We start from the raw sequence: 14,200 nt of genomic DNA, 5'->3' as shown, positions 1-14,200 counted from the left end.
GACGACGGCCGCCTGCGATGCAGAATGCAAGGAAACGAGATGTCACAACGAGCAGGCAGCGCCGATCTTCCCCTTCACGGGGGACGCGTGCCGCATTGGCTGGGCGACCGGATGACGCGGTTGGGAACACTGATCACTGAGGCGATCGTCCATCACTATGGCCGCGACGAATTCCTGCGCAGGCTCGCGCATCCCTTCTGGTTCCAGTCCTTCGGCGCGGTCATGGGCATGGACTGGCATTCTTCCGGCATCACGACCAGCGTTCTCGGCGCGCTGAAGCGCGGGCTGAAGCCGCGCGCCGGCGAGCTCGGCCTGCATGTCTGCGGTGGTCGTGGCGCGCATTCTCGCAAGACGCCGCAGGAGCTCGTCTCGATCGGCGAGCGTGTCGGCCTCGACGGGGAGGGGCTCGCGACCACGAGCCGTCTCATCGCCAAGGTCGACAGCGCCGCCCTTCAGGACGGGTTCGACCTCTATCTGCACGGGTTCATCGTCGCCGATGACGGCCATTGGGTGGTTGTTCAGCAAGGCATGAACGGCGACAAGCGTCAGGCCCGGCGGTATCACTGGCTGTCCGAAGGGCTGGAGAGCTTCGTCGACTCGCCGCATGCGGCAATTGAGGGACGGAGCCAGGGCGAGATCGTCAATCTTGCCGACAGGCGCGCCGAACGCTCGCGGCGCGGTCAGCTCGATCTGCTGGCGACCCTCGGTCCCGACAGAATCATCCGTGAAGCCGCCGCACTGCTGCGTGTCGAAGCGCCGGCGCCCGAACCCGCCGAGCAGCCGATGCTGCCGCACCTGATCATGCCTGCCCATCACGATGTCCGCGAGAGTGACGTCAACATGCGGCGCCTGCACGGAAATCTGGCCGCCGCGGCAGACCGCGGGCCAGCGGATTTCCAAGAGTTGCTGCTCGTCCCCGGCGTCGGTGCCCGCACGGTGAACGCTCTGGCAATGGTGGCGGAAGTCGTGCACGGTGCGCCCTGCCGATTTTCCGATCCGGCGCGCTTCTCGATCGCCCATGGCGGCAAGGATCGCCATCCTTTTCCGGTCCCGCTCAAAGTTTATGACGAGACGATCGCCGTGATGAAATCGGCGGTGCAGAAGGGCAGGCTGGGACGCGAGGAGGAGTTGCAGGCGCTCAAGCGCCTGGACGACCAATCCAGGCAGCTGGAACGCTATGTGACGGGTCCCGACCTCAAGGAAATCATCGCCGGCGAATTTCGCCAATCCGCCGATTTCGGCGGCCGGAGCGTCTTTGGCTGGGAGGAGCCGCCAGCGGAGTAGGGCAGCCTTTATGCCATTACCTTAACTTGCTGAGCCAGGCAGGACGACTTCGCCGTTTTCCTCACCATCCCAGTACCGGATGGAGGACGCTGAAACCTTGATGAGAACGATCCCGGGAGTGTCCACTCCGTCAGGAAACCACCGCTCGAGATCGGGGATCCAATGTTTTTCGAGTGCCGCCTTATCCCGTACCAGCGAAGCGACGCCCTCGACAGCAATGAAAATCCCCGGCTTGCCGAGGAGGCTGGGAGGCGCCGTGAACGTCAGCGAGACGGTGTCGACGCCTTCGATCTCCGTGATTTTTCTGCTGTCTTCATAGGAAAAGAACCAGGAATCCCCATCATATTCGACGTCGCCGTTGTTGCTCATCGGTCGGGCCGAGATGCGGCCCGACCCGGCGTTCGTCGACAGCATGCAGAAATCGATCTTCTTCAGTTGCGAGGAGAGGTCTTCGAGGGTCATGGATGCCATTGAAATCTCCCATGTTTGAATGCTCGGGAGTAGCGTGCAAGCGTCCAGATTGTTCCGTGGAAAGTCCACGGAAGCTACAGATACGCAGCGCAATAGCTTCAATGGCCGTCGGGCGGGACGGCCTCAGTCGGAACCGTCTCTTTCAGATTCTTCCGGTGGAAGATGAACAGCCCTGCAACGACGATGATCGCGGCACCGATGATGATCTGCATATCGGGAACATCGTTGAAGAAGAGGTAGCCGAGGACGATTGCCCAGAGCAGCAGCGTATATTGAAGCGGCGCGAGCAGCGATGCCGGTGCGAGCTTCAGCGAGCGCGTGATGAGCAGATGCGCGCAGGAGGCGACGATCCCGAGCAGCAGCATGCCGGACCAATCGACGAGCGTTGCCGGCTGCCAGTGGCCAATGCTCAAGACGATACCGATCGCGAGGGCCGCAATCGTCTGCCATGTCACCAGAGTGGTATCGCTGGTCGAGCGCAGATAGCGGCTCATCACCAGAGACAGCGCAAAGGCAAAGCTGCCTACAAGACCGAAGAGCGATGGAAGCGACAGCATCGCCGTGGATGGACGCAGCGCGATGACGACGCCTGCAAAGCCGATCAGAACAGCCAGCCAACGGCGCCAACCGATCTTTTCTCCGAGAAAGAAATGCGAGAGCGCCGCGATATAGATCGGTCCCGCCATATAGAAGGTCATCACATCTGCGAGCGGCAGATAGGCGACGGCAGCATAAAACAGCGCGACATCGCAAGTCGCCATCAAAACACGTATGAACTGGAGGCCTTTCTGCTCGACGCGGAACAAGGCCATCGGCCCTTGCCGGAGGATCATTGGTCCGAGCACGATGAAAGCGCCGACCGAGCGGATCACCAGCACCTGGCCGACGGCAAAGCTCGCGACCAGCCATTTGCCCATTGCATCGTTCAGTGCAAAGAGCAGATCGCCGAGCAGCATCAGCACGACGCCTGTTATGATCAGGTTTCCGGCGTCGGCGACACCCGTCTGGGTCTTCATCTGTGGCATCCTCGCAAAAACGGCCGCGCATGCGCGGCCGACTGCGGCTTCTGCCTTAACACTGCCGATGTCAATGGTCAGTTTGAAGCGATTGCACTCGAATTGGGCAGCGAGATGTCTCTTTAGGCACTTGTGCCCACTTGTCGGCAGGTTCTGGATGCAGGCCTGCCGACAATCTGGCCGTCAATCAGCCGTTTTTCGATACAGCAACGTCATGAGTGCGAGCATGCATCCCAAGGCTGCTACCGATGCGAAGATGTAGAAGTTCCACTGCGGAGCCAGGCCTGCACCCAGAACCGCACCGCCGATGGCCGGTCCTATCATGCCTCCGATACGGCCGATGCCGAGCGAGAAGCCAAGGCCGGTTCCACGGATTTCGACCGGATAGAGGTTTCCAACGAGAACGTTGGCGAGGATCTGCGTGCCGATCGTTCCCGTACCTGCAAGTGCTACGAGACCATAGACCTGGAGGCCCTGATCCACCTGCGTCAGCAACCAGATCGAGCAGGCTCCGAGAAGAAACATACCTGCAACGACTATCTTGACGTTTCCGCGGTCGGCAATCCTTGCGCCAATCAGGAGGCCGACTGCGGCTCCGAGATTGAGCGTTACGGAGAAGAGCAGGGCGGAACCGAGGTCATAGCCCATCTTGTTCATGATGGTCGGAAGCCAGTTGACCATGCCGAATGTGAGCAGAAGCGAACAGAAGTGGATGCCCCATGCGTTCAATGTCGGCAGCAGGCGACCTTCGGAAAACAGCGACCGGATGCCGACCTGGCGTGACGCAACAGGCCTGGCTACGGGATCGGGCAGCCCGTACTGGTTTGCAATCTGATTGGCTTCGGTCTGGCGGTTCTTCGTTGCCAGCCACTCAGGGGATTCGGGGATGAGGCGGATGAAGAAGGGCAGAAGCAGGATCGGTGCGCCGCCGATGATCATCAGTGGACGCCATCCGTATTTCTGCACCAGCAGCATTCCGAGGATACCCGAGATGATGCCGCCAGCCAGATAACCGAGAAGAGCAATCGAGTAGGCTATTGCCTTCCGCTTCGGCGGAGAAAACTCGATGATCAAAGCAGTTACCGTGGGAAAAAGAGCCCCAAGGCCCAGACCGGCGAGAAAGCGTGTTCCCTCGAAAATGAGAAAGCTCGGCGCAAGACCGCTGCCGATCATCATAACGGAGAAGCTCAGCAGGCTGCCTATGATGACCTTGCGGCGACCTATCCTGTCAGCAAGTGTTCCGGCGACGAGAGCGCCCAGCAGCATGCCGAACAGGGTGATGGAGGCAGCGCGTCCGACCAGGCCGGGCGTCAGGCCCCAGCTCGCTTCGGCGAGCAATGCCGGCGCGACTGCGCCGTAAACGATCAGGTCATAGCCGTCGAACAGGATCAGCAGACCGCAAAGGGCGATGATGATATTCGGGCTGCGAACGTGTTCCTTGATAATAGCGAGATCTTGTATGGCCAATTTTCCCTCCCCATACATTTGAGTACAGGAAGTACGCTCCTGCCAGCGGCAGGTCCGCGTCGATCCATGTACAAATCCTCCTGGATCGTTGCCGGCGTGGTTCCTCCCAGCGCCAGACTCGCCCGTGAGAGGGCGATGTCAAGACAACGATGACACGCTATTAAATACTTGCGAATAAAATATTTGCAACTGCAAACTTTTCAGCTCGCAACTTTTCCCTTTCCGGATATTGCCGGTAGGTTGCTGTGCATGCGGCGCAGCGCCTTCTTCAGGGCTGCGACCTCTTCGTCCGACATGTCCTGCACCGCGGTGCGTTCAAGTTCCACGGCAAGCGGCATAAGCCTTTCCGTCATCGCCTCGCCCTGCGGGGTCAGCCTTACGATGACGATACGGCCGTTATCTTCCGGACGTGTTCGCGACACCAGCTTGCGCTTGGCCAATGTACCGACGAGGCGCGAAAGCGTCGAAATCTCGACAGAGACGACGTCCGCGAGATCCCCCAGGGTGCTCTCCCGGCGTTCCTTGAGCATGGCCAGGACCCGGTACATCGCCACGCTGAGATTGTCTTCGGCGATTCTCTGCGCGAATACCTCGGCTATCCGCACGCCGGCGCGATTGAGAAGATAGGGAACGGAATCGGTAAGTTTGTACATGTCTCTGTCTGCTGGCGGGATTCGGCTTGCTGAGGGCTCCCTCCGACATGCACCTAAATTACCGGGATGACAACACGATTGGCCTTCTGCTGCCGAGAACGGCTGGGTAGATCAAGCATTTTCCCGTCTAATTTCTAAATTTGCATTGACAATAGTTGCAAATGCAATAATTTGGACACCAAGGAGACACGGGAGGAAATCATGTCTGCCACTGCTGCCCTCGACATAGCGCCGGCCCCCGCACCGATCAGCGATGCGTTTCGATCGACCATGCGCCGTTTCCCGGCAACGGTGACGGTCATTTCCGCCTGTCGCAACGGTGCCGATCATGGAATGACGGCTACTGCCGTCACATCACTTTCGATGGATCCGCCATCTCTCATTATCTGCCTGAACAATCGCACCTACCTGCACGACATGCTGCTCGAGGTGCCGGAATTCGCAGTCAGCGTTCTGACCGACAGGCAGGCAGCCGTATCGGAAGGGTTCAGCGGCAAGATTGCGCCTGAGCGTCGCTTCGATGCTGCCGATTGGGTTCGCCATGAGCGCGGCATGATGGTGCTGGGCTCCGCTCATGCCTCGGTTGTCTGCCGCCGTATGGGCGCGGTTCCCTATGGAACGCACACGATTTTCATCGGGCAGGTGGTGGATACACGCCATTCCGACGACACGACCGCGCTGATGTACGAGAACTCGAAATATTGCGCGCCACAGCACGCGCTTCCTGCATCCCAGAACTGAAGGTAGTTCCATGAACAATACAGCTGCCCTGTTTCCCGCCTCGGCGCGGGTTGAGAACGCATGTCTTGCAGATCGTATCGCCCCGGTGTTGGACGAGATCAGTGCCGGCGCGCGCGACACGGAAAAATCCGGCCGCGTGCCGGCACGCAATATCGATCTGCTGCGCTCCGCCGGCTATTTCGATATCGTCAAGCCTGCCCGTTTCGGTGGCGACGAAGGTTCGTTTGCCGAGCTTGTCGATGCAAATATCCAACTGTCGTCGGCCTGTGCCTCCACCGGCTGGGTTGCTGGCCTCCTTTCGGCGCATCAATGGCTCCTCGCCATGTTCGATGAAAGGGTTCAGCAGGAAGTGTGGGGCAGCAATCCGGATGCGCTGCTCTGCGGTTCCTATGCGCCGGTCCGCATGGCGGAACGCGTCGACGGTGGCTTCCGGTTAACCGGCGATTGGGCCTTTGCAAGCGGATGCGAAAATGCCCAGTGGGCGCTCTGTGCGGCGATCATTCCGCCAAACGGCGAGGGGGAGCGTCCTGTGCCGGCGTTCCTTCTGGTTCCCGCCAGCGATTATGCCATTTCTGAGACCTGGGATGTTGTCGGCCTCGCGGGCACCGGCTCAAAAAGCCTGATCCTCAAGGATGTCTTCGTTCCGGAATACCGCATGCTGAGCTTTCCGGATGCGACCTCCGGCAGAACGCCGGGCGGACGTGGCTACAAGGGTATCGGCCTTTTCAACATTCCGCTGCTCATGGGGGTTCCGTTCTGCCTCGGCAGCGCAGCCGTCGGTGCGGCGAAGGGCGCATTGGAGAGCTATATCGGCCACATGGGGGCCCGTGTGACACGTGGTGCAGTGGCCGGTGGCAACAACAAGATCGCGGAATTTCCGACGATCCAGCTTCGTGTGGCGGAAGCCTCCGCATCCGTGGATGCCGCCCGCGAAATCATTCTGCGCGATATTGCCCGGGCGCAGCAACTGGCCCAGGCCCGCGAGGATGGCGCCGGCGAGATCACCGAAGACGATCGGATTCTCGCCCGTCGTAGCCAGTCCTTTGCGGTCAGCCTGGCCCTTCGGGCCGTGGAAGCACTCAATGCATCGACAGGCGGCCTCGGCCTCCAGATGTCCAATCCCGTCCAGCGGGCATGGCGTGATGCAAATGCCGTCGGGCGCCATATTTCCATGAACTGGGATGCCGTGGGCACCATGGTCGGCCAGCAGCTGCTCGGTCTACCGCCCAAGGGACAATTCTGATCCGCCATCCCCATTATTTCGGTTTAAGACAGGAAAGAGAGCATATCGTGCAAGGCAAGATCGCGCTTGAAGAACATTTCGCCATTCCCGAGACGCTACAGGATTCGGCTGGATTCGTGCCGGACGACTACTGGACGGAACTGTCCGCCCGTCTTCTGGATATCCAGGACAAGCGTTTGCGGCTGATGGATGCCCACGGCATCGAGAAAATGATCCTGTCGCTGAACGCTCCGGCCGTGCAGGCGATCCCGGATAAGGCAAACGCTCTGGAGATTTCCCGGCGCGCCAACGACTTTCTGGCGGAGCAATGCGTCAAGAACCCGAACCGTTTCCTGGGATTTGCAGCTTTGCCCCTGCAGGATCCAGATGCGGCCGCGCAGGAATTGCAGCGCTGCGTGACAACGATGGGTTTCGTCGGCGCACTGGTCAATGGCTTCTCGCAGGAAGGCGACGGAACCACGCCGCTCTACTACGACCTGCCGCAATATCGTCCGTTCTGGGCCGAAGTCGAAAAACTCAACGTTCCCTTCTATCTGCATCCGCGCAACCCGCTGCCGCAGGATAGCCGGATCTATGCCGGCCATTCCTGGCTGATGGGTCCGACATGGGCGTTCGCGCAGGAGACCGCTGTTCATGCGCTACGCTTGATGGGATCCGGCCTGTTTGACGAACATCCGGCTTTGCGGATCATCGTTGGTCACATGGGCGAGGGACTGCCATATATGATGTGGCGCATCGACAACCGGAATGCGTGGGTCAAGGTGGAAAAGAATTATCCGGCCAAACGCCCGATTGCCGATTATTTCAACGAGAATTTCTACATCACGACGTCGGGGAACTTCCGCACGCAATCGCTTATCGATGCTATGCTGGAAATCGGCGCGGACCGAATTCTGTTCTCGACGGACTGGCCATTCGAGAACGTCGACCATGCTGCAAACTGGTTCGACAGCACGACCATCTCCGAGGCCGACCGTCTGAAGATCGGTCGCAGCAATGCGATTTCACTCTTCAAACTCGATCGATAGCATGGTTGCACCTTTCAGATACGCGGCCAGCACGGCCCAGGTCTTCTTCGGGAGCGGCTCGTTGAGCCGTCTCGCCGAGGCGATTGCAGGGCAGGGCGGCAAGCGCGCCCTGATCCTTTCGACCCCGCACCAGAAAGCGGAGGCGGAACGCATCGCGGCTACCCTCGGTCCGCTTGCGGCGGGACTGTTCCACGATGCGACGATGCATACGCCGGTCGATGTGACCGAGCGCGCGATCGCGGCATACAACGCAGCCGGCGCCGATTGCGTGGTCGCAATCGGCGGTGGATCTACGATTGGTCTCGGCAAGGCGATCGCCTATCGCAACGACGCGCCACAAATCGTGGTGGCGACGACCTATGCGGGATCGGAGGTTACACCGATCCTCGGCCAGACAGAAAACGGGCAGAAGACGACGGTCCGCGGGCCCGGCATCCTGCCCGAAGTGGTGATCTACGACCCCGAATTGACATTGGGATTGCCGGTCAACATCAGCGTCAGCAGCGGGCTCAATGCAATGGCGCATGCGGTCGAAGGTCTCTATGCGCAGGATCGCAATCCCATTTCGTCGATGATGGCGGTCGAGGGCCTGCGCGCGCTGAAGCAAGCTTTACCTCAAATCGTCAATACCTCTGGGGACATCGAGCCGCGAAGCGAAGCGCTTTACGGTTCCTGGCTGTGCGGCACGGTGCTCGGAGCAGTTGGCATGGCCCTGCATCACAAGCTTTGCCATACGCTGGGCGGTAGCTTCGATCTGCCGCATGCGGAAACCCACGCGGTCATTCTTCCCCATACTGCCTCCTACAACGCGGCGGCCGCAGCGGATGCGTTAAAACCGGCCGCCGATCTTTTTGGCGGCTCGCTGGGCGGCGGTCTCTATGATTTCGCCGCTTCGATCGGCGCCCCCTTGGCGCTGCGCGATCTGGGTATGGAGGAAGCCGATCTGGACCGTGCGGCGGAACTCGCCGCCCAGAACCCCTACTGGAACCCGCGCCCGATCGAACGGGAAGCGATCCGGGTTTTGTTGCAGAGCGCCTGGGAGGGCGCGCGGCCGCGTTAACGCTTTGGAGGATGGCCACGTGCCTGAATATTTCAGCGAAGAGAGATCCGCGGAAGCCGTCAACTCGCGGATGGGGCGGGACATTAATCCGCGTCTGGCCGAAATCATGGCGTCGCTTGTCAGGCACCTGCATGCCTTTGCCAAGGATATCAGCCTGACCCAGGAGGAATGGCAACTGGCCATCGGCTTCCTGACCCGAACCGGCCATCTCTGTCATGACGAGCGACAGGAGTTCATCCTGCTCAGCGATACGCTGGGTTTGTCGATGCTGGTGGATGCAATCAACAACCGGCGTCCGCCGGGCGCCACGGAAAATACCGTGTTCGGGCCGTTCCATGTCGAAGGCGCGCCCATACGGCAGATGGGTGAAAACATCTCTCTCGACGGCAAGGGCGAGAGCTGTCTCTTCATCGGGCGAGTGCTGGATCTTAACGGCAATCCGATCGAGGGAGCCCAGATCGATGTATGGTCGGATAATTCCGATGGCTTCTACGATGTCCAGCAGCCGGACATCCAGCCGAAGTGGAACAACCGGGGCATCTTCGTCACCGGCGCAGATGGCACCTATAGTTTCGTCGGCATAAAGCCGGTTTCCTATCCGATTCCGGATGACGGCCCGGTCGGCCAGATGCTGACCTCCCTCGGCCGCCATCCCTACCGTCCTGCCCATACCCATTACCTGATCACGGCTTCAGGTTATCAGAAGCTCGTAACCCACACCTTTGTCGGCGACGATCCCTATCTGGGATCCGATACGGTGTTTGGGGTGAAAAACAGCCTGGTTGCGCCTTTCGAGCGTGTCGATCGTGCGACGGTCTGGCGTTCCGATTTCGATTTCGTGCTGACGCCAGTGGAGAGTGGAGAATGATCGTTGCCCGCTATGCCGTATCCGACCCCGGCAAGGCTGCCGAACGTTCCCGATTGATCGACGAACACAAGGCCTATCTGCGGGGCGCGGCGATCCGCATCCTGCTTTCCGGACCCTCTACACCGTCGGCGGAGGGCAAGGGTTCTACCGCCTTGGTGATCGCGGAAGTCGAAACGCTCGCGGAGTTCGAGGCGTTCAGCGCAGGAGATCCCTTCGTCCGCTCCGGTGTTTACGGCAGCGTCGATATATACGAATGGCGGCCTACTTTTGGGGTTCTTCTAGAGAGTCTCTGACCAGCGTTTCGACCTGCCGAAGGCGATGAAATGCAGAACTTGCGGGGCCGAGACAATCGTCCATCAAAGGCTCCGGCGGTCTTAGTCTTTACCCTTCAGATTCTTGCCAAAACGGCTGCGCGCGTGCGAGGAAGGTCCGCTTCGGCCTTCGAGCGACCGTCTTCAGGCAAATCAAATGCAGCGACATCAATGCCGCTTCTCGGTGTCTTCGAGCGCCGGAAGGCGGCATCAATCGCCATTCAGAACGTTGATACCTGAAATATATTTCACAGTATGAATTATATTGACAGCGCTCTGCCGTTGCGATTATCTGCCCATACCGGATTTCGAGGAGGAACTCCGGTCTTCAATGGATCATCGGCAGCCGCTGAGGCGCCGCCGGATATTTGGGAGGGGCTTCGGCCTCGAGGAGGAAACTTGCGCAATTTTCTAAGCACGACCGCATTGGCGGTCCTTGCATCGACGCTTCTCGCCGGCGTGGCCAGCGCGGACACGGAAAATCCGTTCCGCTGCAAGCCGGGTGAAAAATACGTCATGAATGTCATGGTGTCGGGCGTCGAATATTGGTTCCCGGTCTATGAAATGTTCAAGCAGGCCGGTCAGCAGCTCGGCTGCGAGACCGCCTATACCGGCACGCCGGAATATGACGTCAACAAGCAGATCGCCACCTTCGACCAGGCGCTGGCCCAGAACCCGGCCGGTATCCTCGTTCATCCGATGAACTCCGATCCGTTCATCGAGCCGATCAACCGGGCGATCGACCAGGGCACGGCGGTCGTCACCTTCGCAGCCGATGCACCGCTTTCCAAGCGCATCTCGTTCGTCACGTCGGACAATACCCGCGAAGGCACCTATGCGGCCGACGCGATTGCCGAAAAGATGGGTGGCAAGGGTGAATATGCCGTTCTCGAAAATCCGGGCCAGGACAACCACGACAAGCGTATCGCCGCCTTCATCGCCCGTATGGAGGAAAAATATCCTGATATGAAGCTGGTCGGCCGCGCTGCGTCCAACCAGGACCCGAACAAGGCCTATCAGGGCCTGATGAGCTTGGTGCAGGCCCATCCGAATATTGGGGCCGTCTTCATGCCGGAAGCGAATTCGGCCATCGGCGCTTCGCAGGCCAACAAGGAAAGCGGCGGCAAGATCCTCGTGATGTGCGCCGACGTCAATGCCAACATCCTCGACATGATCAAGGCGGGCGAAGTGTTCGGTTCGATCAATCCGAACCAGGGCATGCAGGGTTACATGGGCTTCATGCTTTTGTGGCTTGCCAAGCATCCGGAACTCATCGACCCAATGAACGACGCCAAGCGCGCCGGCTTCAACCCGATGAGCATTCCGTTCGTCGACAACGGCCTGTCGATCGTCACGGCTGATAATGCCGACGATTTCTACTGGGACAAGTATCTGAAGCGGCGGGGCACCAAAGGCATCGAGGAGTAAGCCTTTGTGCCGGCTGTCCGGGGGCAGGAAACTCCGGACAGCCACCGCGAGCGTGAGGAGGAGACGATGATGGCGTCGGTGCCGGTTCTGGAAATCCGCAATGTCAGCAAGCACTTCGGGGCGGTGAAGGCGTTGACGGATGTGAGCTTCAGCCTGGAGAAGGGCGAGGTTCATGCGCTTTGCGGCGAAAACGGCGCGGGCAAGTCGACGCTGATGAACATCATTGCCGGCGTGCTGCAGCCGACCGAGGGCGACGTTCTCGTCGATGGCGCGCCGGTAAAGGTGACGTCGCCGGCCGTGGCGCAATCGCTCGGGCTTGGCCTCGTGCATCAGGAAATCGCGCTCTGCCCCGATGCGACGGTGGCCGAGAACATGTTCATGGCAGCGACCAACCGCCGCCGCTCGCCTTTCATGAATTATGGCCGGCTGGAGCGGGATGCGCAGGTCGTGATGAATCGTCTGGCACCAATCGACGTGCGCCGCAAAGTCGGCGATTTGTCGATTTCCAGCCAGCAGCTTGTCGAGATCGCCAAGGCACTGACGCTCGATTGTCGCGTGCTGATCTTCGACGAACCGACGGCGGCTTTGACGGAATCGGAGACCCAGATCCTGTTCGAAATCATCCGCGACCTCAAGGCGCAGGGTATTTCGATCATCTATATCAGCCACCGCATGGCCGAAATCTTCAGCCTGTGCGACCGGGTCACCGTCTTTCGCGATGGCCGTTATGTCTCGACGGAGAAGGTGGCGGATTTGACGCCGGATGATGTGGTGCGCCGCATGGTCGGGCGCGAGATCACCCAGCTCTATCCGGAAAAGCAGGCGCCGGCGGAGCGGACCGATGAGATCATCTTGAGCGTCCGCGATCTCGGCGACGGCAGCCGCTTCACCGATGTGAGCTTCGACCTGCGCAAGGGTGAAATACTCGGCGTCGGCGGGCTGATCGGCTCGGGGCGCACCGAGATAGCCGAAGGCATTTGCGGATTGCGGCCGGTAACCGACGGTAAGGTGCAATTGCATGGACAGCGGCTGCGGGCGCGGTCCTATGCGCAGGCAGCGCAGGCGGGCGTCGTCTACCTGTCGGAAGACCGGAAAGGCTCCGGCATTTTTCTCGATCTTTCCATTGCCCAGAACATTGCCGTTCTCGATTTGAAATCGCTGACCGGACCACTGGGACTGTTGAATTCCAAGGCCGAGGCGGATCGTGCCCACAACCTGGCCCGGCGGCTCGGCGTGCGGATGGGTGGCATCGACATGCCGGTCTCGTCGCTGTCCGGCGGAAACCAGCAGAAGGTGGCGATTGCCAAGCAGCTGGCGGTCGATCCCAAGGTCATCCTGATGGACGAGCCGACCCGCGGCATCGATGTCGGCGCCAAGTCGGAAATCCACCGGCTGCTGCGTGATCTCGCGGGCTCCGGCATCGGCATCGTCGTCATCTCGTCGGAACTGCCGGAACTTCTCGGTCTATGCGACCGGGTGCTGGTCATCCACGAAGGCACCGTTGCAGGCGAGGTCGAGGGCGAGACTATGACGGAAGAAGCGATCATGCGGCTCGCCTCGGGTATCGGCGGTCACAACAATTCAAAGGCATCAGAGCATGCCGCGTAGGGAAAAAGCAGGGGCAGGAGACAGGGTCATGGCGGACGCTACATTGGCAACGGCACATCAGGCACGCACGCCCGGCTGGAAACGGCTGGGAACGATGCGCGAGGCGGGATTGATCGCGATCATCCTGGCGCTCTGCATCGTCATGAGCTTTGCCTCGCCGCATTTTCTGACGCTCGGCAACTTCCGGGCGATGCTGATGTCGTTCTCGGTGGAAGGGATCGTCGTCGTCGGCATGACCATCCTGTTGATCGTCGGCGGCATCGACCTGTCGGTCGGCTCGGTCGTCTGCTTCTCGATGGTGCTGTCGGGCTCGCTGTTCCTGATGGGGCTCGATCCGTGGAGCGCTTCCCTGATCGGGATCATCGCCAGCGGCATGATCGGCTGTGTCATGGGCTTCTTCGTCACGGTCGTCGGTCTCAACCACTTCATCACCTCGCTTGCGGCGATGGTCATTGTGCGTGGCATCTGCCTGATCATCACCAAGGGCACGCCGCTGTCGCTGTTCACCTTGCCACCTTCGTTCAAGGCGGTCGGGCAGGGCACATTCTACGGCGTTCCCTATGTGATCCTGATTTTTGTCGCGGTCGTCGTGCTGTTCGATTTCTTGCTGCGCCGGGCAACCGCCTTCCGCAAGGTGTTCTACACCGGCAGCAACGAGAAGGCGGCGCTCTATTCCGGGATCAAGACCAACCAGGTGAAGTTCTGGGTGACGGTGCTCTGCGCCACGCTGTCCGGCGTTGCCGGGGTGATCTACATGTCCCGCTTCGGTGCCGCGACCCCGACCTTTGGGGTCGGCATGGAGCTCAACATCATCGCAGCCGCGGTGATCGGCGGTGCATCGCTGAATGGCGGCTCCGGCACGATCTTGGGGGCAATTCTCGGCATTGCCCTGCTGTCGGTCGTAACAAGCTCGTTGATCTTGCTCGACGTGTCCGTCTATTGGCAAGACATGATCAAAGGCTGCATTCTGCTTGCCGCCGTCTCGATCGACCATTTCCTGCACAAGCGGAAGGCTGCCTGAT

The 14,200-nt window shown here is 60.1% G+C and carries 14 protein-coding genes; 10 read left to right on the top strand and 4 right to left on the bottom strand.

Annotated features, from left to right (window positions below):
• Positions 1-39 precede the first annotated feature (39 nt).
• On the top strand, positions 40-1,284 hold the full coding sequence (locus U5G49_RS29090; protein ID WP_130729607.1) for a DUF763 domain-containing protein: 1,245 nt from the start codon (positions 40-42) through the stop codon (positions 1,282-1,284).
• Between the two features lie 21 nt (positions 1,285-1,305).
• On the opposite strand, the gene U5G49_RS29085 is transcribed toward U5G49_RS29090, so the two are convergent.
• The 4 genes from U5G49_RS29085 to U5G49_RS29070 all read right to left on the bottom strand — a co-directional run bounded on the left by U5G49_RS29085 (position 1,306) and on the right by U5G49_RS29070 (position 4,891).
• A complete protein-coding gene (locus U5G49_RS29085; RefSeq protein ID WP_130729608.1) occupies positions 1,306-1,755 on the bottom strand; it encodes a pyridoxamine 5'-phosphate oxidase family protein in 450 nt (149 codons plus the stop codon).
• Between the two features lie 98 nt (positions 1,756-1,853).
• Entirely contained in the window at positions 1,854-2,771 is a 918-nt protein-coding gene (locus tag U5G49_RS29080; RefSeq protein ID WP_112907125.1) for a DMT family transporter, read from the bottom strand.
• A gap of 183 nt (positions 2,772-2,954) precedes the next feature.
• Entirely contained in the window at positions 2,955-4,256 is a 1,302-nt protein-coding gene (locus U5G49_RS29075) for an MFS transporter (RefSeq protein WP_193442809.1), read from the bottom strand.
• A 182-nt stretch (positions 4,257-4,438) separates the two neighbouring features.
• Complete coding sequence (locus tag U5G49_RS29070; protein ID WP_018245861.1) at positions 4,439-4,891, bottom strand: MarR family winged helix-turn-helix transcriptional regulator; 453 nt, start codon at positions 4,889-4,891, stop codon at positions 4,439-4,441.
• A 201-nt stretch (positions 4,892-5,092) separates the two neighbouring features.
• On the opposite strand from U5G49_RS29070, the gene U5G49_RS29065 reads away from it, so the two are divergent.
• From U5G49_RS29065 to U5G49_RS29025, 9 genes are all read left to right on the top strand, one after another.
• Complete coding sequence (locus U5G49_RS29065; RefSeq protein WP_130729611.1) at positions 5,093-5,632, top strand: flavin reductase family protein; 540 nt, start codon at positions 5,093-5,095, stop codon at positions 5,630-5,632.
• Positions 5,633-5,642: 10 nt separating this feature from the next.
• Positions 5,643-6,875, top strand: coding sequence for a flavin-dependent monooxygenase (locus U5G49_RS29060; RefSeq protein ID WP_130729612.1), 1,233 nt, complete (start codon positions 5,643-5,645; stop codon positions 6,873-6,875).
• A gap of 47 nt (positions 6,876-6,922) precedes the next feature.
• On the top strand, positions 6,923-7,903 hold the full coding sequence (tsdA, locus tag U5G49_RS29055; protein ID WP_193442811.1) for a gamma-resorcylate decarboxylase: 981 nt from the start codon (positions 6,923-6,925) through the stop codon (positions 7,901-7,903).
• Position 7,904: 1 nt separating this feature from the next.
• On the top strand, positions 7,905-8,963 hold the full coding sequence (locus U5G49_RS29050; protein ID WP_130729614.1) for a maleylacetate reductase: 1,059 nt from the start codon (positions 7,905-7,907) through the stop codon (positions 8,961-8,963).
• Positions 8,964-8,982: 19 nt separating this feature from the next.
• Positions 8,983-9,831, top strand: a complete 849-nt coding sequence (locus U5G49_RS29045) for an intradiol ring-cleavage dioxygenase (protein WP_130729615.1) — start codon at positions 8,983-8,985, stop codon at positions 9,829-9,831.
• Entirely contained in the window at positions 9,828-10,124 is a 297-nt protein-coding gene (locus U5G49_RS29040; protein ID WP_130729616.1) for a YciI family protein, read from the top strand. The genes U5G49_RS29045 and U5G49_RS29040 overlap by 4 nt, the downstream gene beginning before the upstream one ends.
• Before the next feature lie 417 nt (positions 10,125-10,541).
• Positions 10,542-11,570, top strand: a complete 1,029-nt coding sequence (locus U5G49_RS29035; protein ID WP_026230460.1) for a substrate-binding domain-containing protein — start codon at positions 10,542-10,544, stop codon at positions 11,568-11,570.
• A 69-nt stretch (positions 11,571-11,639) separates the two neighbouring features.
• A complete protein-coding gene (locus tag U5G49_RS29030) occupies positions 11,640-13,178 on the top strand; it encodes a sugar ABC transporter ATP-binding protein (RefSeq protein WP_130729691.1) in 1,539 nt (512 codons plus the stop codon).
• 28 nt (positions 13,179-13,206) lie between these two features.
• The gene (locus tag U5G49_RS29025; RefSeq protein WP_193442813.1) at positions 13,207-14,199 is read left to right on the top strand and encodes an ABC transporter permease; all 993 of its coding nucleotides are present in this window, start codon (positions 13,207-13,209) and stop codon (positions 14,197-14,199) included.
• The last annotated feature ends 1 nt before the right edge of the window (position 14,200 follow it).

The sequence above is a fragment of the Rhizobium indigoferae genome, from assembly GCF_034554815.1.
GTDB classification, from domain to species: domain Bacteria; phylum Pseudomonadota; class Alphaproteobacteria; order Rhizobiales; family Rhizobiaceae; genus Rhizobium; species Rhizobium leguminosarum.
The sequence above is the reverse complement of the archived record's forward strand: the minus strand, read 5'-3'. Positions and strand labels throughout refer to the sequence as shown.